The 21,873-nt window shown below is 64.1% G+C and carries 20 protein-coding genes and 1 pseudogene; 7 read left to right on the top strand and 14 right to left on the bottom strand.

What is annotated here, in order from left to right:
* Window positions 1-252 precede the first annotated feature (252 nt).
* The 7 genes and pseudogenes from FJ940_RS27180 to FJ940_RS27150 form a co-directional block, all read right to left on the bottom strand.
* Window positions 253-531, bottom strand: a complete 279-nt coding sequence (locus tag FJ940_RS27180; RefSeq protein ID WP_140501090.1) for a helix-turn-helix domain-containing protein — start codon at window positions 529-531, stop codon at window positions 253-255.
* Window positions 532-569: 38 nt separating this feature from the next.
* Complete coding sequence (locus tag FJ940_RS27175) at window positions 570-770, bottom strand: BrnT family toxin (protein ID WP_246671069.1); 201 nt, start codon at window positions 768-770, stop codon at window positions 570-572.
* A pseudogene (locus FJ940_RS28940) lies at window positions 682-1,057 on the bottom strand (hypothetical protein); the annotation flags it as partial. The gene FJ940_RS27175 and the pseudogene FJ940_RS28940, both read right to left, overlap by 89 nt.
* Window positions 1,058-1,097: 40 nt before the next feature.
* The gene (locus FJ940_RS27165; protein ID WP_140568173.1) at window positions 1,098-2,777 is read right to left on the bottom strand and encodes a VWA domain-containing protein; all 1,680 of its coding nucleotides are present in this window, start codon (window positions 2,775-2,777) and stop codon (window positions 1,098-1,100) included.
* 88 nt (window positions 2,778-2,865) lie between these two features.
* Window positions 2,866-3,828, bottom strand: a complete 963-nt coding sequence (locus FJ940_RS27160; protein ID WP_140501084.1) for a GlxA family transcriptional regulator — start codon at window positions 3,826-3,828, stop codon at window positions 2,866-2,868.
* 55 nt (window positions 3,829-3,883) lie between these two features.
* Window positions 3,884-4,783 carry a bifunctional methylenetetrahydrofolate dehydrogenase/methenyltetrahydrofolate cyclohydrolase FolD gene (folD, locus tag FJ940_RS27155; protein WP_140501082.1) on the bottom strand — a complete coding sequence of 300 codons (900 nt, stop codon included), beginning with the start codon at window positions 4,781-4,783 and terminating at the stop codon, window positions 3,884-3,886.
* A gap of 240 nt (window positions 4,784-5,023) precedes the next feature.
* On the bottom strand, window positions 5,024-7,618 hold the full coding sequence (locus FJ940_RS27150) for a GumC family protein (RefSeq protein WP_140633702.1): 2,595 nt from the start codon (window positions 7,616-7,618) through the stop codon (window positions 5,024-5,026).
* A gap of 199 nt (window positions 7,619-7,817) precedes the next feature.
* Here FJ940_RS27150 and FJ940_RS27145 point away from each other — a divergent pair, with 199 nt between their 5' ends.
* The gene (locus FJ940_RS27145) at window positions 7,818-9,113 is read left to right on the top strand and encodes a lipopolysaccharide biosynthesis protein (protein WP_140501079.1); all 1,296 of its coding nucleotides are present in this window, start codon (window positions 7,818-7,820) and stop codon (window positions 9,111-9,113) included.
* 46 nt (window positions 9,114-9,159) lie between these two features.
* Here the strand turns inward: FJ940_RS27145 and FJ940_RS27140 are convergent, their stop codons facing one another.
* The 3 genes from FJ940_RS27140 to FJ940_RS27130 are packed head-to-tail and all read right to left on the bottom strand — an operon-like array spanning window position 9,160 to window position 12,043.
* A complete protein-coding gene (locus FJ940_RS27140) occupies window positions 9,160-10,089 on the bottom strand; it encodes a DUF6492 family protein (protein ID WP_140633704.1) in 930 nt (309 codons plus the stop codon).
* Complete coding sequence (locus FJ940_RS27135) at window positions 10,086-10,874, bottom strand: WecB/TagA/CpsF family glycosyltransferase (RefSeq protein ID WP_140501075.1); 789 nt, start codon at window positions 10,872-10,874, stop codon at window positions 10,086-10,088. The genes FJ940_RS27140 and FJ940_RS27135 overlap by 4 nt, the downstream gene beginning before the upstream one ends.
* On the bottom strand, window positions 10,871-12,043 hold the full coding sequence (locus FJ940_RS27130) for a glycosyltransferase family 4 protein (RefSeq protein WP_140633707.1): 1,173 nt from the start codon (window positions 12,041-12,043) through the stop codon (window positions 10,871-10,873). The genes FJ940_RS27135 and FJ940_RS27130 overlap by 4 nt, the downstream gene beginning before the upstream one ends.
* A 171-nt stretch (window positions 12,044-12,214) precedes the next feature.
* On the opposite strand from FJ940_RS27130, the gene FJ940_RS27125 reads away from it, so the two are divergent.
* From FJ940_RS27125 to proC, 3 genes are read left to right on the top strand one after another with little or no spacing between them, the layout of a single operon-like run.
* Window positions 12,215-13,213 (top strand): glycosyltransferase, encoded by a 999-nt coding sequence (locus FJ940_RS27125; protein WP_140658449.1) that lies wholly within the window; start codon window positions 12,215-12,217, stop codon window positions 13,211-13,213.
* The gene (locus FJ940_RS27120; protein WP_140501069.1) at window positions 13,182-14,528 is read left to right on the top strand and encodes an O-antigen ligase; all 1,347 of its coding nucleotides are present in this window, start codon (window positions 13,182-13,184) and stop codon (window positions 14,526-14,528) included. The genes FJ940_RS27125 and FJ940_RS27120 overlap by 32 nt, the downstream gene beginning before the upstream one ends.
* 59 nt (window positions 14,529-14,587) lie before the next feature.
* Window positions 14,588-15,403, top strand: a complete 816-nt coding sequence (gene proC / locus FJ940_RS27115; protein ID WP_140501067.1) for a pyrroline-5-carboxylate reductase — start codon at window positions 14,588-14,590, stop codon at window positions 15,401-15,403.
* 10 nt (window positions 15,404-15,413) lie between these two features.
* On the opposite strand, the gene FJ940_RS27110 is transcribed toward proC, so the two are convergent.
* From FJ940_RS27110 to FJ940_RS27100, 3 genes are all read right to left on the bottom strand, one after another.
* The gene (locus FJ940_RS27110) at window positions 15,414-15,806 is read right to left on the bottom strand and encodes a type II toxin-antitoxin system VapC family toxin (protein WP_140658442.1); all 393 of its coding nucleotides are present in this window, start codon (window positions 15,804-15,806) and stop codon (window positions 15,414-15,416) included.
* Window positions 15,806-16,048 carry a type II toxin-antitoxin system VapB family antitoxin gene (locus FJ940_RS27105; protein ID WP_140501063.1) on the bottom strand — a complete coding sequence of 81 codons (243 nt, stop codon included), beginning with the start codon at window positions 16,046-16,048 and terminating at the stop codon, window positions 15,806-15,808. The genes FJ940_RS27110 and FJ940_RS27105 overlap by 1 nt, the downstream gene beginning before the upstream one ends.
* Window positions 16,049-16,115: 67 nt before the next feature.
* Complete coding sequence (locus tag FJ940_RS27100; protein ID WP_140658440.1) at window positions 16,116-17,429, bottom strand: NAD(P)H-dependent oxidoreductase; 1,314 nt, start codon at window positions 17,427-17,429, stop codon at window positions 16,116-16,118.
* A 586-nt stretch (window positions 17,430-18,015) separates the two neighbouring features.
* Here FJ940_RS27100 and FJ940_RS27095 point away from each other — a divergent pair.
* From FJ940_RS27095 to FJ940_RS27085, 3 genes are all read left to right on the top strand, one after another.
* Window positions 18,016-19,422, top strand: a complete 1,407-nt coding sequence (locus FJ940_RS27095; protein ID WP_140501059.1) for a PTS transporter subunit IIC — start codon at window positions 18,016-18,018, stop codon at window positions 19,420-19,422.
* 74 nt (window positions 19,423-19,496) lie between these two features.
* Window positions 19,497-19,958, top strand: a complete 462-nt coding sequence (locus tag FJ940_RS27090; RefSeq protein WP_140568165.1) for a PTS sugar transporter subunit IIA — start codon at window positions 19,497-19,499, stop codon at window positions 19,956-19,958.
* 17 nt (window positions 19,959-19,975) lie between these two features.
* Window positions 19,976-20,263 carry a PTS sugar transporter subunit IIB gene (locus FJ940_RS27085; RefSeq protein ID WP_140501055.1) on the top strand — a complete coding sequence of 96 codons (288 nt, stop codon included), beginning with the start codon at window positions 19,976-19,978 and terminating at the stop codon, window positions 20,261-20,263.
* 20 nt (window positions 20,264-20,283) lie between these two features.
* Here FJ940_RS27085 and FJ940_RS27080 read toward each other — a convergent pair whose 3' ends face one another.
* Window positions 20,284-21,672 carry a multicopper oxidase family protein gene (locus FJ940_RS27080; RefSeq protein WP_140501053.1) on the bottom strand — a complete coding sequence of 463 codons (1,389 nt, stop codon included), beginning with the start codon at window positions 21,670-21,672 and terminating at the stop codon, window positions 20,284-20,286.
* Window positions 21,673-21,873: the final 201 nt, after the last annotated feature.

The raw sequence follows: 21,873 nt of genomic DNA, 5'->3' as shown, positions 1-21,873 counted from the left end.
TTATTTTGTTGCGAAGATTAGGATTTCTGAGATCGGACGTGGCCGAAAGGGCAAAGCACAAGGCTTTCCGTAAATAACTCGCCCCACTGTGCTTCTCGAATGCAACTGCTCTCCGCTGGCGGCGTACGCTAGCTGTTCATGATTCCTCCGAATCACCACAAAATCTCAATTTTTCGTCAGCTCGCCATATGGGCAAATTCGCGAAGCTGCCGAAACTACGACATGCAAGCCGAAACTCCTCGGTGACGCCAGCTATGCGACGGCCTTCGCCACCATGTCCGGATGCTGACCGATCACGCGCACATAGGCGATAGCGAAATCCGGCGCGGTTGCCCGCGCCTGCTCCCAATCGCGTAGCGTGCCGACCGGAACCCGGAAGCGGCTGGCGAACTCGGACTGCGACAGGCCAAGCCCGGTCCTCGTCTTGCGGATCAGGCGGGCGCGCTGGCCCCGGTCCATCGCCCCAGCCGTCACGTCGAAGTCATCGGCGTCAGCCGGGTCAGCAGGTAGCGAGATATGCTCGTTCTTCACCCTTGTTGCTCCTTCTCACTGAGATGAAGCGGGGCTGTTCACCCCGCCAGACGAAGACGCCGCAGCTTCTCCCCGACGATGCCGACCACCTTGAACCGTTCCTCGCCGTCGATCTCTCGGATGGAGGGGATAATGAGATGGTTGTCGTCCTCAAAAATCCGATCGCCAAAGGCCAGCGGTAATTTGTGCTTTTCGCGATTCGCCGCATCCTTGGCAGAGTCGAACCTGTCCTGCGTCATGGGCTACAATCATACGGGATTTCCGTATAGATCGCAAATCCCTTTTCACTCGTGAAATGTCGAGGGTTTTAGGAGCGCGACAAACCCACAGAGGAAAGGCGCTTAAACCGCTCGGTATGGTAACTGGAGCCGCTGGGTAAACCTTCGCTCGGCCGGCTAAAGCGCCGGCGATTTCGGGCAGCACATTCATCGCATCTCGGCCATGGTCGAGCTTTCAGCACGGCCGGAATGTCGTAGGTGTCGTTGATTGACTTGACGGTTCGCCAATCGAGACCGGCCTGGTAGGCCGGCTCGTGGGCCGCCCCTTCTGTTGCTGACAACCAAACCCTACTGAACCGTGATCTCGGCCCGTTCGCCAGCCTTGACTGTCACCGGCATCTCCTTGTCATGACCCTCATCCGACATATGCCGGACGACGACATAATCGCCGGCGGGGATCGTCTGCTGCCAGTTGTCGCCGTAGTTGAAGCCGAGCGATTTGCGCTTGCCATCGATGTCCTTTTTCGACGAAAACACCTCAATCGAATAAGCGCCGGGCGCCGATATTGCGAGCACGCCCGCATCGAGCACGACCTTCACGTCCTGGCTGTCGCCGGGCTTGATGCTGAAAGGCTGCTCGACGACGGCGAGATCGAGCGTTGTCACCGCCACATAGTCGTCGGGCGGCAGCCAGAACTTGCTGTCGGCCCCATAGGAGTGCTCGACGCTGTCGCGGCTGCCGTCGATCTTCTTCTTCGCCTTGACGATCTCAAAGCCGATGGCCGAATTGTCGGCCTTCTCGCCGCCAGACGTATAGTAGGCATTGAGCATGGCCTGGCCGACGCCGACCACGACGTCCTTTTCTACGGTCTGCCCGGCGGCGAGCTGGATTGTTTCCGTCACCGTGCCGGCACCGATCTGCACCGTCACCTTCTGTTCGCCCGCCGGCACGATGGCCTGGGTGTCGCCGTAATGGGTGGTGCTGCCACCGGGATAGGCGAAATCGACGCGGGCTTCGCTGCTGATCTCGGCACCCTGGCTGGCATGCGGGTGAATGATCAATGTGCCGGCGTTCAGGATAAAGAGCGGTTTTTGGACCTGGCCGGCCTCGATCTTGACCTTCTGCTCGACCTTGGCTTCGTCGTCGCGCGCGACGACGATATAGTCGCCGGGATCGAGTTTGCCGCTATAGCTGCCATATTCGGTGGTGACGGACTCGCCGCGCGAGCCGTCGGGGTTGGCTTTGTAAATCTCCCAGGCATTGCCGTCGGTGATCGGCTCGCCGCCTTCGGCCATCACCACGGTCGGCTGGAAATTGAAAGCAGGCCTTGCAGGCTCCGGCGCAGGCGCTGGCGCTGGCGCCGGTTCGGTTGCCGGCGCCGGCGCGGGGGGCGGTGACGGCGCCGGTGCGGCGACGGTTTCGACCAAAGCTTGCCGCAGCGCCTTCTCGTCGGACGCCTGGATGTACTTGCCGCCGGTGTTGTCGGCGAGGCAAGCGATCTGCTTGCCTTCGTCGGCCGTAAGGCCAAAGCCGACAACGTCGGCTGTGAAATCGACGCCGGACGATTCGAGTTCCTTGCCAAGCGCGCAAGGATCGCCGCCACAGGTCTCGAGCCCGTCGGTGATGAGAACGACGGTCGCCTTGTCCTCGGTGTATTTCAGCGCTTCGGCCGCCTGCTTGACGGCTGATGTCAGCGGCGTCTTGCCGAGGAATTTCATGCTGTCGGCCGCGGCCGAAATCGCGCTCGCCGAGCCGGCCTGCGGCGGTACGATCAGCTGGATATCCTCGCAACTGCCTTTCTTGCGATGGCCATAGGCCATGAAACCGAGTTCATCGTCGGCGGGAACCGATTGCAGCACGCTTCTCAGCGACTCACGGGCGATTTCGAGCTTGGGCCTGCCGTCGATCTGCGCCCACATCGACCCTGAAGCGTCGAGGATGATGATGACCTTGTTCGCGGCAAAGCCGAATGTCGTCATCGACAAAAGGAGAAACGCCGCAGCGACGCTCCGTGCAAGTCCCGCCATCAAAATCTCCTGAGTAGCCGCCCGTCCGCCGGCTGAAGCTATTTGAGCCCACCCTGGGACACAAGCCCGGACGCGGCTTGTCCGAGGCTTAGTAGGTGGTGCGGCGCTCTTCGGAAGGCGGACGGCCAAACTGCAGCCGGTAGCTCTGGGCAAAATAGGAATGCGAGGTGAAGCCGGTGGCGATCGCCACATCGAGGATCGGCATGTTGGTCTGGCGCAACAATTCGCGCGCCCGCTCCAACCGCAGCCGCATGTAGTAGCGGCCGGGCGTGACGTTGAGGTGGCGCAGGAACAAACGCTCCACCTGACGCACCGAAAGGCCGGCCGATTTGGCGAGCTGCACCGCCGAGAGCGGCTCGTCGAGATGGTCGGCCATCAGCTCGACGATGCGCCTGAGCTTCTCCGACTTGCCGGTGAGATCGCGCTCCGGCCCGACGCGCTGGCGGTCGCCGGCCGAGCGGATGCGCTCGTGCTGGAACTGGTTGGCGACGCCATTGGCGAGGTTCGAGCCGAAGTCGCCGCGCACGATCTCCAGCATCAGGTCGATCGAGGTGGTGCCGCCGGCGCAGGTGTACCGCTTGCGGTCGATCTCGAAGACGTTGCCAGTGCAGTTGATGTCGGGAAAGCGCTCGACGAAGCCGGCGCGGTTCTCCCAATGGATGGTGCAGCGATAGCCGTCGAGCTGGCCGGCCTCGGCCAGCAAATAGGATCCGACCGACAGCGCGCCGAGCGCATTGCCGCGCCGGCCCCAACTGCGCAGCGCCGCCAGCACCTTGCTCTTGCCGGGAAATTCGGTGGTCAGCCCGACCGAGACGAAGAGGATATCGACCGGCGGCAGGTCGGCAACCGCATAGTCGATCTTGAGCGGCAAGCCGTTGGACGCCATCACCGGATCGCCATCGGCCGATACCGTCGTCCAGCCGTAGAAATCGCGGCCGAGCAGCCGGTTCGCCGAACGGAACGTGTCGATCGCGGCGGCCAGCGAGAACATGGAGAACTTGTCGACCAGCAGGAATGCGAATTGCCGGCCGCCTTGAACGGGATCATTCATGACCGGCCGTTCCAAGGGAATAATTGGGTTCGGCAAAGCTGCTGCTTTCTGGTGGTCAGAAGGAGGGCCGTTTCAACCCGGCCGCAAGGTAGGCGGAGGCTAACGTATTGGCCATCAGCATGGCAATGGTCATCGGCCCGACGCCGCCGGGCACGGGCGTGATGGCGCCGGCAGCCTTGGCCGCTTCGGCATAGGCGACGTCGCCGACGAGGCGGGATTTGCCCTCCCCCTTCTCCGGGGCCGGGATGCGGTTGATGCCGACGTCGATGACGGTTGCGCCGGGCTTCACCCAATCGCCCCTGATCATCTCCGGCCGGCCAACGGCGGCGACGAGAATGTCGGCGGTGCGGGCCAGCCCCGGCAGATCCTTCGTGCGGCTGTGCGCGATGGTGACGGTGCAATTGGCGGCGAGCAGGAGATTGGCCATCGGCTTGCCGACGATGTTGGAACGGCCGACGACGACGGCATTGAGGCCCGACAGATCCTTGCCGCGCACGCGCTCGATCAGGAGCATCGAGCCGGCGGGCGTGCAGGGAACGAAAGCGGTGTCGAGTTCGCCGGTGCCGAGCTTGCCGACATTGATGAAATGGAAGCCGTCGACATCCTTCTGCGGCGCGATCGCCTGGATGACCTTGCCGGCGTCGATGTGGGCGGGAAGCGGAAGCTGCACCAGGATGCCGTTGATGGCGGGATCGGCGTTGAGGTCGGCGATGATCTTGAGCAGCGCCTCCTGGGAGGTGTCCGCCGGCAGCGTGTGCTGGACCGAATGAAAGCCGCATTCCTTGGCGGTGCGGGATTTGGAGGCGACGTAGACCTGGCTCGCCGGATCCTCGCCGACGATAACCACGGCGAGGCCGGGCTGGATCTTGCCCTTGGCGACAAGCTCCGCGGTCAAGGTCTTCACCGTCCGCACCACGTCTTCGGCAACGCTTTTGCCGTCAATCACTTCGGCCATATGAATCACCCCTCGATACGTTCCGCCAAACCGGCCGCGTCTGAAAATGCGGCGCTTTGGATCCTTTTCTCAATCGCGTGCCGAAGCCTGCATGGCCCGGCCAGCCGGGCTGCGTCTCCGGCAAGACACCGCGCGGCATTTTGACGAAAATTCGAACACGCAATCCCGTCAAAGCGCCGTCCGATGCCGTTTACGCGAAACCGGCCCGCTTTTGTTCGACACAGGAGACTATCTTGTGGCTCAGAAATAGCGGCGGCCGGCGCGGCTCTCGGTAAGCTCGCGAACAGCCTCGCGAAATTCGCGCAGGCTGGCGCGAATTTCCTCGATCGACGCCTGCTCGGCGCCCTTCTCGGCGGCGGCGGGCTGCTCCAGCGGCGCGGCGGGATAGGCCGACGGCTGAGCCGGAGCGGGTGCGGCCGGGTAGGGCATGGGCGCGCCATAGGGCGCCGCGGCCTGGGGATGACCTGCCGCCGACCGCGTCTGCCAAGGCTGCATGTGCGGATAGACCAAGGGCTGCGCATAGGGATGGGACGAGGCCGGATACATCGCCTGCTGCGGCACCAGGGGCGACCGCAATGGCGGTCCCATGGGCCGCGTATAGCCGGCGTCCGCGTCTGGCTGAAAAGATGGCCGCGGATAGTCTGGAGCTGGCGGGCGATGTCCAAAGGCGGAATCCGGAGCCGGATAGTCGGGAAATGCCGGAGTGCTCGCCGGCCGGCCCTCTTCGGCGACAGCGGCCGATGCAGATGCACCGGGAAACGCATCGTCCTGCGCCTCGGTGCCGGGCTTGCGGGACACGGCTTTGCGCAGCCTCGACATCAGCAAGCCGATCCGGCTTGGACCCTCGGTGGCAGCGGCTCCGGGCTGCGCGGCAAGCGGCGGCACTGATGCTGGTGGCGGCGGCGGTGATTGCGGCGGCGATGCTTGCGGTATCGGCGGCGCCGGCGGAGGCGGCGCCCGGAATGCCTGGTCATCGAGCGGCGCCCGGCGTTCGTCCATCTTGCGGTCACGGCGGGATCGTGACCCGGCGGTCTCACGCAGGCTTTCATAGGCGCCGCGCATGGCGCCGAGACCGACGCCGGAGGCAAAGCCCAGCAGCAGGCCGGCAAGCGCCACCACGGCGCGCGACGGCCCGTTCGGCTCCAGCGGAATGGAGGCGGGCGAGATGACGCTCATATTGGCGGTGTTGATATTCTTCTGCTCGCCGGTCTCCTTGGCGCGCAGGAGATATTGCTCATAGACCGAGCGCTTGGCCGAGGCCTCGCGTTCCAGTTCGCGCATCGAGACAAGGTCGCTGTTGACGTCGCCGCTGCGCACCTTCATCTGCGCCAGGCGGGAAGCAAGGTCCTGTTCGAGCTGGACCGAGCGTTTCAGGTCAACCTGCAGCGACGACGCGATGCGGCTGAGTTCGGCGACGATGCGTTCGCGCGCGCCGGTGAGCTGGGCCTCGAGCGCCTGGCGCTCGGGATGGCGCGGTCCGAGCCGGACCGCTGCCCGATCAGCCTCCTGTTTGAGCGTTGCGTATTGCGAGCGCAGATCGCTCATGGAGTTGGAGTTGATCTCTTCAGGCAAGGTGCCGCTGAGCACCGAATTCACGTTGACCTGACGTGCCGAGGCCGCGCGGGCGTTCAGCTCCAGCGTGCGGGCGCGGGCGACGGAAAGCTGCTCGTTGAGCTTGAGCATCTGGTCGTCGCTGATCAGATGGCCCTGCGCGTCGACAAGATCATGGGTGGCCCTGAAATCCTCGACCTTGCGCTCGGCGGCTTCGACGCCCTTGCGCATCTCGTCGAGTTTCGCCGTCAGTTCGTTGTTGGCCCGGCCGGCAGTGTCGGACTGGATTTCACCCGAAGTCTGCAGGAAAACCTTCGTCATCGTTTCCGCGATGAGCGCCGATTTCTGGGCGTCCTGCGTGGTGACGCCGATGGTGATCACGGAGGTCTTGCCGCCGCGCTCGACCGAAACGCTCTCGGCCAGGTTGACGATGGCAAGGGAAAGGCGGCGGGATTGGTCGACACCGCCCGGTCCGTCCTGGCGCAACAGGATCGAGCGGATCAGCGACATGACGCCCAGGCCGCCATTGCCTTGGCCGTTGAACTCGGGGTCGTCGACCAGGTCGAGCTCCTGGACAACCTTGTTCAACACGGTGCCGGAGGTCAGCAACTTGATCTGGTTCTCGACGTTGACGAGCGCCGCGTCGGGCATGACCACCGCCTGGGTGAGATCGCGATCCGTAAGCTTCAGGTCGCGCGGGTCGACGATCAGTTCGGTGGTGGACTCGTATTTCTTCGGCGTCGACAGGGCAATCGCAACGCCGAGCGCCGCGCCCAGTACCGTCGTGGTGATGATCAGCGCTTTGGACCTGGCGACGCCGCGAACCACCTGCATCGGATCGATCAGGGGCTTCCATTGCTGGCTGTCGGCATCCTCGCCAGGAGATGCTCCCGCTTCGCTCGCGCTCAGCGGTTCGGATGTGCTGCGCGGGGAATCAACGCTCGAGGCGATCTCAGGAACCGTCTCTTCATACGGCATCGCCGGGTCCGAACCGCCGATACCGGCCCCATGGTGCGAATGCGAAATGCCGGCGGACGCCGGAGCCGGCTCGTCGCCCGGCTGCAAGCGTTGCGTTGCGGCGGATGCGGAAGGCGCCGGATTCATCTTCGCCTCGCGCTGCGAACGCGCCAGGCGATGACGTGTGGCGGCATCCTCGCGCCATGACGGATTTGCCCGATCCCCTAGCGAGACCAGCGATGCCTCGTCCTCACCGCGCACGGCTTGGCCAAGCGCCAGCAAGGATCGCTCGCGCCTCCAGTCCTCACGATTTTCCCTGTCGCCCATTGTCGCGGAGCTTACTTTCAGCCGCCAGACAGCGGCAGTCGGCCATTTGTTAAGCCACGCTAAACAAGCATAGAAAACAAAAGGTTAATTTTAGGCGGCCGAAAGCATTGCTTGATGCCGGCTGCTTGGAATTTCAGCAGATGCAGGAAGATTTCAGAAGGGCACGTTAAACTTTGCCGCCTATGCCTTTCCCTGACCTATGACTGAGGCCAGCGACATACCGCAGAGGCGGCCCCTCGCCCGGATCGGCACCTTCGTGGCCGAAAGACGGGGGATGGTTCGCGACTATTTTTCGGCGATCAGCGGCGCCGGCGGGCGGCTGGTGTTTTCACTCGCCTACTTCATCGCCTTGGCCAACACGCTTTCCATCGCCGAGTTCGGCATGTTCGCCACCGCCTCGGCCGCCGGAGTGATGCTGTCGCGGCTTCTGGCCTTCGGCTTCATCTCGGCACTCTACCGCACCGCCACCATCCGCCCCAACCTGATCGGCACCTTCACCGCAGGTTTCCTGCTGCTCGGCATCGTCTCGTTGCCGCTGCTCGCCGCGGCCTCCTACATCGTCTACCTGATCTTCTTTGCCAGCACCGTGCCGCTGCCGGTGTTCGCGGCAATCGTGTTTGCCGAGGCGCTTCTGTGGCGGCCGGTGGAGGTGGCGCTGATCGTCAACAACGGTCTCGGCAAATTCGGCCGTGCCGCCGTGCTGGCGATCCTGGCGACGGCGTTGCGGGCAGCCGGCGCGGTGCTGTTCATGTTCTGGGCGCAACACAGCGTCTGGGTGTGGTCCTGGTTCTATATCGGCGCGAACGCGGCCTCGCTGCTGGTCGCGTTCGGCCTCTTCTATCCGCGCCAGCGGCTGCGGCTGCGCGGCGAGCTCTATCTCAGGCGGCTCGCCGATTCGATCTACGTCGCCGGCGCCGAGGTGTTGTTCTACCTGCAGATGGAGTTCGACAAGCTTCTGGTGCTGGCGATCGGCGGGCCGCACCTGGCCGGCATCTATGCCATCATCATGCGGCTGGTCGACCTGACGGCGATCCCGATCCGCACCTTCTCCATGATGCTGGTGCAGCGCATGATGCGCGCCCCGGAGCTCTTGTCACGGCTGGCGGTCAAGAGCGGCATCGAAGGCGGCGTATTCGCGGTCTCGACGCTGGCGCTGCTGGCGCTTGCCGTGGTGCTGCATTTCTTCCCCGGGGCGCTCGGCAAGAACGTCTCGGAGGCCGCTCCCCTGGTGGCGCTTGCGATCGGCGTTCCGGGACTGCGCAATCTGGTCGAATACCAGGCGGAACTTCTGTTCGCGCGCGGCCAGACGCTGGTGCGGGCGCTCAATCTCGGCCTGCTCGCCGCTCTCAAGGCGCTGCTGCTGACCTATGTGCTGACAACCATTGCCGACACATCGAAGCTGGTGCTGTCGCTCAACGTCGTCTTCCTGCTGCTCTATCTCGCGTCGATGCTGCTGACCTATTCGGCGCTGCGCAAGCCGGCGAAGGCGATCTGATCCTTCATCCGGGCAGTCTTTCCGAGAACCGGTTCGCTTTTCAGGATCAGGATCGGTCGAGCCCGATCAGCCGGCGGATGCGGCCGGTATCGGTGCCGATGAAGGACTGCATGCCGATCGCCACCTGTTCGGGCGCCATGGCGGCAGCGAAGCGACGGAATTCATCATCCGACAGCGCCTCACCGGTCCAGTGGACGCGGCAGAATTCTTCCGAGCCATGGAAGTGGCCAGCGCCGTCCAGCAGATCGTCGACATAGCGGCCATAGATCATGCATTCGGAGAATTTGCGCGCCGAGCCGACGACCTCGACCCAGTTTCGGCCATGCACCTCCTCGATCCGACTGCACATGGCCAGCACGGTGTCGCGGCGCCAGGCGATCAGCGTCGAAATGTAATCGTGAACCGAATTCCTCGACGGATCGATGCCGAGCGCGGAGCCGGCATTGCGCGACCATATGCGATGCTCGTCATGACCGTCCTGCGCAAGCACGCCGTCACGGCGGAACAGCCGCGCCTTGCCGTCGCGCCAGAACGCGCCGCAATCGAAAGGCTTCAGGAAGGCGACGTCGGAATCGCAGAAGACCAGGACGTCCTGGCATGCGTGCGCCGCAACGGCGATGCGGCGCAGCTGCTGCACGTGCCAGCCGCGCAGCGGCTGCGTCTTCAGGCTGAGCCAGACGCGCCGCCGGAACAGGCTAAGCGGATCGTCGAAGACATGCAGCCAGCGCGGCAGCAACTCACGTTCGTCGACGACGGAACGGTTGGCGCTCTCCAACCGTCGAAACAATTTGACGTCGCGGCCTTCGACCAGAATGTAGTGATGCGCGACGCCCGTGACGTGGCGGTCGAGGGTTTCGCAGAGCAAGCGGCAACGCTCGAAATCCGGCGCATAGCTTGCCGTCACCATGGCTGCCGTCGGCGTTGCCCGAAGCAGTCCGGGTTCGGCGATCGCGCCCGGAACGAACCTCTCGTTCAACGGACGTCTCCGGCTTGGGGCCGGAACAATTTCTGTTTGAGGACCCGCCACAGGAACAAGGGGTTGCCGACCACATAGCGGCGCCAGAGCCGTCCCGGCTCGACCGCCAGGCGAAACAGCCACTCCAGCCTGAGGCGCCGTATCCACAAGGGCGCGCGCGGCACGGCGCCGCTGAGAAAATCCAGCAGCGCGCCGACCGCGATCGGCAGCGTGCAGTGGCGCTCGTCGATGTGCCGTTCGATCCACAATTCCTGGCGCGGCACGCCCATGGCGACCAGCAGCATATCAGGCCGCAGCGCCGCGATGCGTTCGATGATTTCCGGCTCCTGCGCAGCGGAGAAGTAGCCGTCATGAATGACCACGAATCTGTGCTGGACGGCAATCGCCGCGAGCTTCTTCGACGCCGCCTCGGCATTGACGCGCGTCGCGCCGAGCAGCCCCACGGTCAGCGGCCGGGTCACCGACCGCAGAAAGGCCGGCACGAAGTCGGTGCCGTTGAGATTGTCCGGGAACGGCGCGCCATAGAGAAGCTGCGCTGCGAGATCGACGCCGATGCCGTCCGGCAGGATGAGAAAATCGTCGAGCGCCTGGGCGAACACCGGATCGGTGTAGGCGAGATTGGCGTTATGGGCGTTGAGGAAGCTGACCTTGGTGAAGCGTCGTTCCGCGATCAGCCGCGTCAGCAGGGCGATCGCGTCGTCCCAGCGAATGGCGAGCACGGAGATGCCGAAGATCGTCTTCAATGTGTCGGGCCCGAACGAGGCGCGGGCGGCGTGCATGTTCATGCAAACGCCTCCTGCATGACCGGACCGAGCTTCTCCAGGCCAAACCGAATGGCCGCGTCCAGCGCCTTGAGCTGCCGGCGGTGGAACGCGCTGCCGTCGACGTCCGTAATATCGGCCGCCGCGGCCTCCAGCGCCTTGGCAAAGGCGACCGGATCGTCGGTGACGGCGCAATTGACCGGGCGATGGTCGATGCCGCGCAGCGCGTGGCTGGTGGCAACGGCGGGCAGGCCGAGCTCGAACGTTTCGATCGTCTTCAATTGCACGCCGCTGCCGGCGGTGCTGATGAGCGGGATGACGGCGCCGCCGCGTATGAAAGCCTGGGCGTCCGGCACGCGTCCGACGAAAGCGATGCCGGGATGCGTCGAGGCGATGTCAGACGGCATGCTGCCGGCGATCCTGATGCGGAAGTCCGGGCGCAGATGCGGTACCACCTTGTCGAGGAACCAGCCGAGCCCGATGCGGTTCGGCTGCCAAGTCCAGGTGCCGATCAGCGCCGCGTCGCACTCGATCTTGCGCCGACCGTTACGCGCCGGTGGCGTGGCGCCCGTCACCAGCGGCAGCACCGCCGAGCGGTCGTCGGAGGCCACGCCAAGTGCCGAACGGTCTTCCTCGGCCAGCGTGAAGACGAAACGCGCGCGGCGGCACAGACGCTCTTCCACGCTCTCGAGCAGCCTTGCCTCGCGGCGGAACAACAGGCGCTGGAAGATGCCCGGGGCGGCAGCGGCATTTTCCCGCGCCGAAAGATGCTCGACATTGTGGGCGACGAAGATCGAAGGCCGCTCGTCGAAGAGCTTTTCGAAGGCGCCGGCGAACTGCACGGAATTAAGCACATAGCCGTCGAAGGGGCCGGCGCGCTCGATGGCGGCGAGGACTTCGGCATCGGAGACCGCACGCACCTTGGCCGACGCGAAGGTGAGGCCCGAAAGCATCGCCTTGCCGACCCAGGCAAGCTTTTGCAGCGCTGAAGCATTTTCGGTGCGCACGTCCACGGCACCCAGAACGATGGTGCTTTCAGGATCGGCGGCGGCTTTCCCCGGCCAGATGAAGCCGATGACGGTGACGCGCGCGCCGGCGCGCCGCAAGGCAGCGATGATTGCAGCATTGGCGATCTCGTAGCCCGATGCGAGAGCGCCATCGGGCACGATCGATGTGGCGAACAGCAGATGCATCTCACCTATCCTGTGGTGCAGCCGGTAGCAAAGCGCGGTGAACCCTTGATTAAACGCGCGCGCATCGACGACCCAAAACCTCGGCTTGAAGAGCCACTCCGTGAAAGGTGATTAACGAAACGTTATCGTCATGGTGCTAACAGAACTCGACCCACCATGCGGCTGACACGGATGATCCCTTTGCCATCAGACGGTTCGGTATCGATCGCGGGACGATCCCCCCGGCTTGACACGCAGGCCGTCGAAGCCGTCGTCACCTTGCCGACCTTCAAGCGGCCGGACCAGGTCCTGCAAACGCTGGCGTCGCTGCGCGCGCAGCTGACCGGCAGGCCCTTTGCCGTCATCGTCATTGAGAACGAGGCCGAGGCTCGGGCCGGCGCCCAGGCGTCGCTGCCGCTGTTCGAGCGCGGCGAGATACCGGGCATGGTGATCATCGCGCATCAGCGCGGCAATTGCAGCGCCTACAATGCCGGCTGGCAGGCGGCGATCCTGCACTTTCCGAATTTCAGGCACCTGCTGGTCATCGACGATGACGAGATAGCCGATCCGCACTGGCTGGAACGGATGTGCGGGGCGGCCGAAAGCCTTGGCGCCGATATTGTCGGCGGCCCGCAAGTGCCCGACTTTGCCGATCCCGCCCATGCGCGCTGGGCCGAGCATCCGGTTTTCGCGCCGCCCTACCGCAAGACGGGCCTCGTGCCGGCGCTCTATTCGTCCGGCAATCTCCTGGTCGGGCGCAACGTGCTTACCGCCATGGGGCCGCCGTTCCTCGACCTGAGATTCAATTTCATGGGCGGCGGCGATTCCGACTTGCTGAGCCGGGCGGCGCAGCGCGGCTTCGCGCTTGGCTGGTGCGCCGAGGCCAGCGTGACCGAGACCGTCCCGGCCCGGCGGGTCGAGGCCGACTGGATCCGCGCCCGCAGCCTGCGCAACGGCGTGATCTCGACGCTGGTCGAAAAGAAGAAACGCGCCGGCACCCCGCTGGCCGGCGTCAGGGTGTTGCTGAAGAGCCTGGCCCTGCTTGCCGCCTCGCCATTTCGCGGGGCCGCCAGGCTGGCACGGACAGGATCGCCCGCGGCCGCAATCTACCCTGTCCATGTGGCGCTGGGCCGCGTGCTGGCCGAATTCGGATATGCCAATGAGCAATACCGCCAGCCTGAAAAGAACTGAGCGCGCGCCGCTCGGCGCCGCGTTCACGCGCGACGGCGTGGCAACCGCGATCGCGGCGCTGCTGTTCACCGTCATCCTGGTGTCCTTCCGCCCGTTCCAGCCCGCGGGCGCCGAACTCACCGGCGAAGGCGGCGACATCGTCAACCAGCTCGGCTTCGGCTCGCTCGGCGCCGTTTCCGTCTTTTCGCTGATGGCTTTCGCCGACCCGCGCATCGTGCGCTCGCTGCTCAGCCCTTCCTGGATGCTGATGCTGGGCTTCTTCTTCCTGTCGGTGGTGCTGGCGACAGACCCGCCCTCGGCGATGCGCGCCGCCTCCTTCACCATGATCGGCATCCTGACCATGGCGACGATCCTTGTGCTGCCGCGCGACGCGGATTCCTTCTCGAAGGTCATCATCTTCACCGCGGTGGCGGTCATGGGCCTTTCCTACCTCGGCCTCATCGCCTTTCCGCACGAGGCAATGCACACGGCCGATTCGCAAGAACCGGAACATGCCGGCCTGTGGCGCGGCGTGTTCACCCACAAGAACATCGCCGGTCCGGTCATGGCCTGCTTCAGTTTCGCCGGCCTCTATCTCTTCCGGCGCGGGCAGCGGTTCTGGGGCGCCGGAATTTTCGTCGCGGCGATGGTGTTCATGCTGCACACCGGATCCAAGACCACGGCCGGCCTGGTGCCGTTCTCGATCCTGATCGTCATGTTTCCAAGCATCGTCGGCATGCGACTCGGCACGCCGATCCTGTTCGCACTGGCGATCATCGCCACCGCGGTCGGCACGCTGGGCATCGTTTTCCTGCCGCCGGTGAAACAGCTGGCGGCGATCTATTTCCCCGGCCTGACCTATACCGGGCGCACCACGCTCTGGGAGTTCGCCGGCGAGATGCTGGCGAAGAAACCGTGGACCGGCTACGGTTATGAGAGTTTCTGGGGAACGCCGCTGCTGCTCAACCAGGATCAGCCCTTCGACCGACCGTGGGATATCAGGACCATCGTGCACGGCCATGACGGTTATCTCGACATCGCCGTGCTGATGGGCATTCCGGCGCTTTGCGTGGCGGTCTACACTTTCCTGATCGCCCCTTTGCGCGACTACATGCGCATTCCCTTGCGCAAGGAAAACATCTATCTCGGCGATTTCTTCATGATGGTGGTGCTGTTCGCCGCGCTCAACGCCTTCCTAGAAAGCTTCTTCTTCCACCGCGGCGATCCGGTGTGGCTGTTCTTCGTGCTCGGTGTGCTTGGGCTCAGACAAGTTTCGCTGCGTCCGGTCGCGCTGCGCAACGCCGGTCGTGGCGCGCGATTGGGCCACTCCACCTGACAGGGCTTCCCCGTTGATCCGCGAGCGTTTATGTGAAGCCTTTCCTCGGAGGGCTTTCGATGACGATCAGGCTTGTTCTCGCCGGCTGCGGCAATATGGGTTACGCCATGCTCTCGGGCTGGCTGAAATCCGGCAAGCTTGCACCGTCGTCCGTTTTCGTGGTCGAGCCCAATGCCGACCTGCGCCAGCGCGCGGCCGCACTCGGATGCGGAACGGCTGCCGACGCCACCGATATCCCGGCCGGTGCCGTGCCTGATCTCATCGTCATCGCCGTGAAGCCCCAGGTGATCCGCGACGTCACCGCCGCTTACAAACGTTTCGGCGAAGGGCGCACCACCTTCGTCAGCATTGCCGCGGGCACGCCGGTCGCCACCTTCGAGGAAATCCTGGGCGACCGCGCGCCTGTTGTGCGCTGCATGCCCAACACGCCTGCTTCCATTGGCAAGGGCATGATGGTGGTGTTTTCCAATCCGCTGGTTTCCGACGACACCAAGCGTTTCGTCGCCGACCTCTTGTCGGCCAGCGGCGAAGTGGCCACCATCGACGAGGAGGGACTGATGGATGCGGTGACCGCCGTGTCGGGATCGGGGCCGGCCTATATCTTCCATTTCATCGAAGCGCTGACCGTCGCCGCCGAGAAGGCGGGCCTGCCGGCGGCGACCGCCAGGCTGCTCGCCATGCAGACCGTCTATGGTGCCGCCTCCCTCGCCGCCGAAAGCGGCGAGGAGCCGGGCCTGCTGCGCCAGCAGGTGACCAGCCCGAACGGCACGACGGCGGCGGCGCTTGGTGTGCTGATGGGCGAGGACCGGTTGACCAATCTCCTCACGCAAGCGGTGGAAGCGGCGCGGCTGCGGTCGATCGAACTGGGGAAATAGAGCAGACTCCCTAGGCCAGATCGGTATGCGAGAAGTCGTTGCCTTTGTAGAGCAGAGCAGAGCCACGACTCTTTGCGCATGCATAGGACAGGCAATCGGCCAGGTTGAGTTGGGCGGGATGCCCGCGTCCTTTTCCATAGTCTGAAAAAGCTTGGACCGCGAGCTTGGCGTCGCCGGCGTCGATCGGAACGATTTCGATTTCGGACTCGCGCAGAAAAGCCTCTATCGCCACGTCAGCGACAAGCGGCTCAACGGCCAGCATAGTTGAAAGCCGCATAGCCGCTTCGAGCACCACCAACGCGGAAGTAATTTTGCGAGGTGCTACCGCGATGCGGTTGCTCCACTCGCCAGCATCTCCCTCTCCCGAAAGAATTGCGACGACCACCGAGGTGTCGACAAACATCAAGAGTGGCCCCACATCTCATCGATCTCATCCTTGTCTACGGGCCGGCCGCCATGACCAGCTCTGGCTTTGAGTTCATCAGCGATGGCAGCCAGCCGCTGCGCCAACGGAGCGCGTCCACTTTCCCGTTTCAGTTCGGACTCAAGAGCTTCGATCACCGCCTCGGTCATCGAAATCTTGCGTTTGGCGGCGAGCCGCTGTGCCAGCTCACGTGCACGCGGGTCCCTGATCTGGAGGTTCATTGGTCGATCCTCAGCGTCATCTGCCATTACAATATAGTGCATCTGTCATGACAGCGCCACAACGGGCTTATTTTTCGTACAGCATCTCATCCTGCAGCCGGCGCAGAGCGAACAGTCTCGTCGCCCGGTCGGGTGCGGCGTTGTCGGCCGTCAACAGCTCGCCTTTCCTCACCGGTTTCAGCACCTTGCCGCCCTCGAGTAGGCCGACCGGCACGGCACGCCGGGCGCGAGCGTCTTCGACGGTCATCGTCCAGGAGCGATAGCAGGTCTCGCCGATCGCATCGAAGGTTTCGCCGGCGAGCAGATCCCGCTTGGCGACGGCGCATACCTCGGCGACGGGTCTTGGCAGCGGCACCATGTCGGGCTTGCCGAAGAGCACGATGCGGGCCGCCGTCAGCGGCACTTCCAGCGAGGTCAAATGGTAGGGCCGGAACAGGCTGTAATAGGGACCGTGGCCGATATGCAGGTCGTCCATGCGCTCGACGATGCGCGGGTGGGTCGCCTCGACGATGACGAAGACACCGGGTGCGACACCTTTGCCGACCGTGTAGTCGACAACGCCCTTTTTCGTGAGCAGCCCGCCATGCTCGCGCGGAATGAGCACCTTGACGAGGTCGTCGCGGTCGGCCTTCGGGCCGTGCATGCCGGGCACGTCGGGCACCAGCCCGGTGGCGTTGGCGATGGCGCACATCTCGACCATGGTTTTCGAACCGTCGACGAACTCGACCAGCATGCGCGGGTTCATGTTGCGGCGGATCGCTTCCTCGCGATAGTCGTCGGGCACGGCATCGTGGTTAAGCGGGTTGTTCTTGCCCTTGCCGGCCGAGACGATGGTCAAGCCCAGTGCGGAGGCGAACTCGATCAGTTCCATGCAGCTCGAGGGCTCGTCTCCGGCGCCGACCGAATAGACGACGCCGAGGCGATCTGCCTGCTGCTTGAGATAGCAGCCGATAGTGACGTCGGCCTCGACATTCATCATCACCAGATGCTTGCCATGCTCCATCGCCATCAGGTCGAAGTCGGCGGCGACGCCGGGCTTGCCGGTGGCGTCGATGACGACGTCGATCAGCGGATTGGTGACCAGCATCTCGTTGGAGGTGATGGCGATCTTTCCCGACTCGATCGCCGCGGTGACTTTCGAAGTGGTATCGGCTTCGACGGCCATCGCTTCGTCACCATAGGCGATGCGGATCGCTTCGCGTGCCGTGTGCGGACGTCTTGTCGAGACCGCGCAGACCGAAATGCCGGGCATCAGCATGCCTTGCGTGACCAGATCGGTGCCCATTTCGCCCGAACCGATGACGCCGATGCGTACCGGGCGGCCCTCGGCGGCACGGCTGGCGAGATCGCGGGCGAGCCCGGTCAAGGCGACATTGGTCATGCGGAGATGTCCACAGCTTCCTGGTTCGCGTCGGATTAGCAGGGAATAGCTCCTCCTTGCCAACGAAACTGGCCTCGGCCCGTCAATTTCCCATGAAATCGCGCAGGACAGATGCGCTCGCCACGGTTCGGTTGGCCCAAAGACTGGGCTCCGAACTCGGCGACAAAGACCTGACGACTGCCAGTCCGCTGTGCCGGCGGTTTCTCCTGATAGGAATTTTTTCTTGACTGGGTGAGGGCAACTATGCTACATATTTGCCTATGGTGCTGAGTTGCGCCAAGGGCCCGCCGCACAGGCGGGTTTTTCCGTTCAATGGTCCGTCAAGAGCGCACAGGCGAAGGCTCCGTCAGCCCGGATGCCTTGGGTTCAAAGACTTGCCAATTGACTTTGCCTTGAACTGCCTCAATAAAACATTCGTTCGCCAGCGAAGGCAAATGTTCATCCCGCATCACCGAGCGGGACGCATTCCGCCTCGCGGGCAGAACGGGGAGTGCCTTTGCGCCGAGGTTGGCGGCAAAGGCGTTGGAGGTCAACGGAGCATCATTTCGAACCCGGGGGTCGGGCTCGGTGCTCCAGGGGAGGACAAATGGATACTATTCTTGCGGGCCTCAAAGGGGCCATCGACACGCTCGGCGCAACAGTGCTGCTGCCGATCGTCATTTTCATCATAGCCGTCGTTCTGGGCGCAAAGGTCAGCAAGGCTTTTCGCGCCGCGGTCACCATCGGCGTCGCCTTCATCGGCATCAACCTCGTGCTTGGCCTGATGTTCACGTCGATCGGCGACGTCGCCAAGGCCATCGTCACCAACACCGGCATTCATCGCGACATCATCGATGTCGGCTGGCCGTCGGCGGCCGCCATCGCCTTCGGCTCGTCGGTCGGCCTGTGGGTCATCCCCGTCGGCATCCTGGTCAACATCGTGCTGTTGCTGACGCGCATGACGCGCACGCTCAATGTCGACGTCTGGAACTTCTGGCACTTCGCCTTTGTCGGCTCGCTGGTCGTGGCGGCGACCGACAATCTGGCCTACGGCATCGCCATCGCGGCATTGGTCGCGGCACTGTCGCTGCTGTTCGCCGACTGGTCGGCGCGCGCAGTGCAGCAGTTCTACGGCGTGCCCGGCATTTCGGTGCCGCACCTGGCTTCCGCGCAGATCCTGCCGATCGCCATCATCCTGAACTGGATCATGGACCGCATTCCCGGCATCAACCGCATCAACATCAACACCGAGACCATCGAGCGCCGGTTCGGCGTGTTCGGCGAACCTGTCGTGCTCGGCTTGATCATCGGTCTCGTGCTCGGTGCCATCGCCTTCTACAATGCGGGCGATCTCGGCACGGTGCTCGCCAAGGTGCTTGGCACCGGCATGACCCTGGCAGCCGTCATGCTGCTTTTGCCGCGCATGGTGAAGATCCTGATGGAGGGCCTGATCCCGGTCTCCGACGCGGCGCAGGAATTCGTGCGCAAGCGCACCGGCGACCGCGAGCTTCTGGTCGGCCTGGACTCCGCCATCCTGATCGGTCATCCCGCCGCGATCTCGTCATCGCTGATCCTTGTGCCGATCGCGATCATCCTGTCGGTGATCCTGCCGGGCAACCGCGTCATCCTGTTCGCCGACCTGGCGGTCATTCCCTTCATCGTCGCCATGACCGCGCCATTGGTCAAAGGCAATGTGTTCCGCATGGTGGTGATCGGCACGGTGACGCTGGCGATCGGCTTCTACGTCGCCAACGCGCTGGCGCCGCTGTTCACAAGTGCTGCCGTCGCCTCGGGCTTCAAGCTGCCGGCAGACGCGCTGCAGATCACCTCCGTCGTCGACGGCTTCCTGTGGGTGCCCTATGTGATCATCGAGGCGATCCAGGGACTTGGCCTTACCGGCATCGTCGTGATCGCCGTGGTCATCGCCGCACTGTTCGTCCTCTATCGTCGCAACACGCTCGGCTGGGAGCGGGCAGCGGGCGCCGAGGACGAGCCGGCCGAAGGCACGGCCTGAGCCTCGTCGCGCCTGACGTTTGAAATGATCGTGCGCCCTCCCCGGGCGCACGATTTTGCCGACGGAGCAAAAACATGTCTGACAGCCTCATGCAGCTTCTGGACCCCGAAGCGATCGTGCTCGGATCCGATGCCTCGACCAATGAGCAGATCATCCGCATCCTGGCCGGCCGGCTCGAGACGCTCGGCTATGTCAAGAACTCCTATGCCGACGCGGTCGTGCGTCGCGAGTTGACCATCCCGACAGGACTGCCGCTGGAGCGCCCCGACAATGTCGCGGTGCCGCACACCGATCCCGAACATGTCCTGAAGCCCGGGATCGCTTTGGGCACATTGAAGCACCCCGTCGTCTTCGCCAACATGGAAGACCCCGACGAGAAGCTGCCGGTCGGCTTCGTCTTCCTGCTTGCCATCAATGACAAGGACAAGCAGATTGAAGCGCTGCAGGCCGTCATGGCCACCATCCAGAATTCAGATGCATTGGACGGCCTGAGGTCGGCCACGACGCTAGACGACGTTCGGGCCGTGCTCGGCTGAACAAGGAGAAGAAAGAGATGTCCAGACAGAAAACAATTCTCTTTGCCTGCGGCACGGGCATAGCCACCTCGACCGCGGTCAACGTCGCCGTCACCGAGGCGATGAAGCAGCGCGGCCTGACCTTCAACGCCCAGCAGGCGAAGGCGACCGAAGTGCCGGGGCTGGCCGACAGCGTCGACTTCATCGTCGCCACGACGCCGATCTCGGCTTCGGTGACCAAGCCGGTCATCAAGGGCCTCGCCTTCCTCACCGGCATCGGCAAGGACAAGGTGCTCGACGAGATCGAGGTGCAACTGCGCAAGTAGGCCGCGGCACGCGCTCGGTTTCAGGTCACCCTGACGTAGCTCGTCATGCCCGATTTCTGATGCTCGATGATGTGGCAGTGCAGCAGCCAGTCGCCGGGATTGTCGGCGACGAAGCCGAGGCTCACCTTCTCGTTGGGCTGGATGAGATAGGTGTCGGAAACCAGCGGCTGCACGGGCCGAGTCGAGGATGACAGCACTTTGAAGCTCATGCCGTGCAAATGCATCGGATGCGATTGCGGCGTCAGGTTCTCCATGTCGATGACATAGCTCCTGCCAAGCTTCAATTCGGCCAGCGGCGCGGTCGGATCCGGCGTGTCACCCGGCCACGGCACCTTGTTGATGGCCCAGAAACTGTAGCCGAGCGAACCGCATATGCCGTCGCTCGGAATGTTCTCGGCCGTGGCGCTGAGCGCCAGCGAAATATGCTGGGCAGCGGAGAGATCGACCTCCGCCACCGGATTGGCCTCCAGCGGCGCGACATCACGAATGTCGCGCTTCAGCGAGCTGCCAGCCGCACGCAAGGTAGCCAGCACCTTGGGCTTGGTGCCCCTGACGTCCCGCAGGCTCATGACCGCGCCCTCCGCGTCAGGCATGCGGATGGCGAGTTCCATGCGCTGTCCCGGGCCAAGCAGCAAGGCATCGGGCGAAAAACGCTGCGGCACCGGATTGCCATCCAGCGCGATCACCGTCGCCTCCGCGCCGTCGACGCGAAAGGCATGGATGCGCGTCGCGTCGGTGATGGCGACGCGCAGCCGCACCAGCCCGCCGGCTGGCGCGTCATAGTGCGGCTGGTCGAGCCAGTTGGCCGTGCGCACCGTGCCATAGGTGCCGGTTCTCGCGGCATCGCGCGGCCGGAACTGATCGATGAACTGGCCATCGTCGCCGAGGCGCCAGTCGCGCAGATTGAGGACGATTTCGGCATCGAATTTCGGATCACCGGGATTTTCGACCACGATGACGCCGGTCAGGCCGTGCCCCATCTGCTCCAGCGTGTTGCAATGCGGGTGATACCAGAAGGTGCCGGCATCGGGCGGCGTGAAGGCGTAGTCGAAATGATCGCCGGTATAGACGTAGGGCTGGACCAGGAACGGAACGCCGTCCATCTTGTTGGGGACCCGAACGCCGTGCCAGTGGATCGTCGTCGGGTCGTCGATCGCGTTGACGAGCCGGGCGGCGAAGGGCTCGCCCTTTTTCATCCTCAGCACAGGCGGCATCCCGGCGCTGCCATAGGTCAGCACGTCCCGGGTCGGACCGATCTCCATCAGCCTGGCCTGGATCCTGGCCGTCCGCAGCACCACCGGCTCGGGCGTGGCGGCGGCCCAGCCGCCAAGCCTCCCCATCGCGACGAGCCCGCCCGCACCGGCAAACGCTGTCGATTTCAGAAGTCGACGGCGTGTGATCAAGGTCATGCTGCGCTCCAGCGGGAAAGCCCTCGGAATCGCCGACTTGAATCACGATCGGGCGACCAGCGCAAATGGCGATATCGGAATTTGCGTCCCGATGAAGCCGCGGCCAGCGCCGTCTGCGCGGACGGCGCTTCGCCCTGCGACTCTGATCGGGACGACGGCCGCACCAGGTCATGCTTCAAGGCACTGACCGGAGCGGACTCG

Source organism: Mesorhizobium sp. B2-3-7 (genome assembly GCF_006442695.1).
Lineage (GTDB): Bacteria > Pseudomonadota > Alphaproteobacteria > Rhizobiales > Rhizobiaceae > Mesorhizobium.
This window is presented reverse-complemented; position numbering and strand designations above follow the sequence as displayed.

Excerpts from the sequence above, each read along its gene's own strand:
- FJ940_RS27175 (WP_246671069.1), bottom strand. The coding sequence starts at position 770 with ATGACGCAGGACAGGTTCGACTCTGCCAAGGATGCGGCGAATCGCGAA.
- FJ940_RS27165 (WP_140568173.1), bottom strand. The coding sequence starts at position 2,777 with ATGGCGGGACTTGCACGGAGCGTCGCTGCGGCGTTTCTCCTTTTGTCG.
- FJ940_RS27160 (WP_140501084.1), bottom strand. The coding sequence starts at position 3,828 with ATGAATGATCCCGTTCAAGGCGGCCGGCAATTCGCATTCCTGCTGGTC.
- folD (WP_140501082.1), bottom strand. The coding sequence starts at position 4,783 with ATGGCCGAAGTGATTGACGGCAAAAGCGTTGCCGAAGACGTGGTGCGG.
- FJ940_RS27150 (WP_140633702.1), bottom strand. The coding sequence starts at position 7,618 with ATGGGCGACAGGGAAAATCGTGAGGACTGGAGGCGCGAGCGATCCTTG.
- FJ940_RS27145 (WP_140501079.1), top strand. The coding sequence starts at position 7,818 with ATGACTGAGGCCAGCGACATACCGCAGAGGCGGCCCCTCGCCCGGATC.
- FJ940_RS27135 (WP_140501075.1), bottom strand. The coding sequence starts at position 10,874 with ATGAACATGCACGCCGCCCGCGCCTCGTTCGGGCCCGACACATTGAAG.
- FJ940_RS27130 (WP_140633707.1), bottom strand. The coding sequence starts at position 12,043 with ATGCATCTGCTGTTCGCCACATCGATCGTGCCCGATGGCGCTCTCGCA.
- FJ940_RS27125 (WP_140658449.1), top strand. The coding sequence starts at position 12,215 with ATGATCCCTTTGCCATCAGACGGTTCGGTATCGATCGCGGGACGATCC.
- FJ940_RS27120 (WP_140501069.1), top strand. The coding sequence starts at position 13,182 with ATGAGCAATACCGCCAGCCTGAAAAGAACTGAGCGCGCGCCGCTCGGC.
- proC (WP_140501067.1), top strand. The coding sequence starts at position 14,588 with ATGACGATCAGGCTTGTTCTCGCCGGCTGCGGCAATATGGGTTACGCC.
- FJ940_RS27110 (WP_140658442.1), bottom strand. The coding sequence starts at position 15,806 with ATGTTTGTCGACACCTCGGTGGTCGTCGCAATTCTTTCGGGAGAGGGA.
- FJ940_RS27105 (WP_140501063.1), bottom strand. The coding sequence starts at position 16,048 with ATGAACCTCCAGATCAGGGACCCGCGTGCACGTGAGCTGGCACAGCGG.
- FJ940_RS27100 (WP_140658440.1), bottom strand. The coding sequence starts at position 17,429 with ATGACCAATGTCGCCTTGACCGGGCTCGCCCGCGATCTCGCCAGCCGT.
- FJ940_RS27095 (WP_140501059.1), top strand. The coding sequence starts at position 18,016 with ATGGATACTATTCTTGCGGGCCTCAAAGGGGCCATCGACACGCTCGGC.
- FJ940_RS27090 (WP_140568165.1), top strand. The coding sequence starts at position 19,497 with ATGTCTGACAGCCTCATGCAGCTTCTGGACCCCGAAGCGATCGTGCTC.
- FJ940_RS27085 (WP_140501055.1), top strand. The coding sequence starts at position 19,976 with ATGTCCAGACAGAAAACAATTCTCTTTGCCTGCGGCACGGGCATAGCC.
- FJ940_RS27080 (WP_140501053.1), bottom strand. The coding sequence starts at position 21,672 with ATGACCTTGATCACACGCCGTCGACTTCTGAAATCGACAGCGTTTGCC.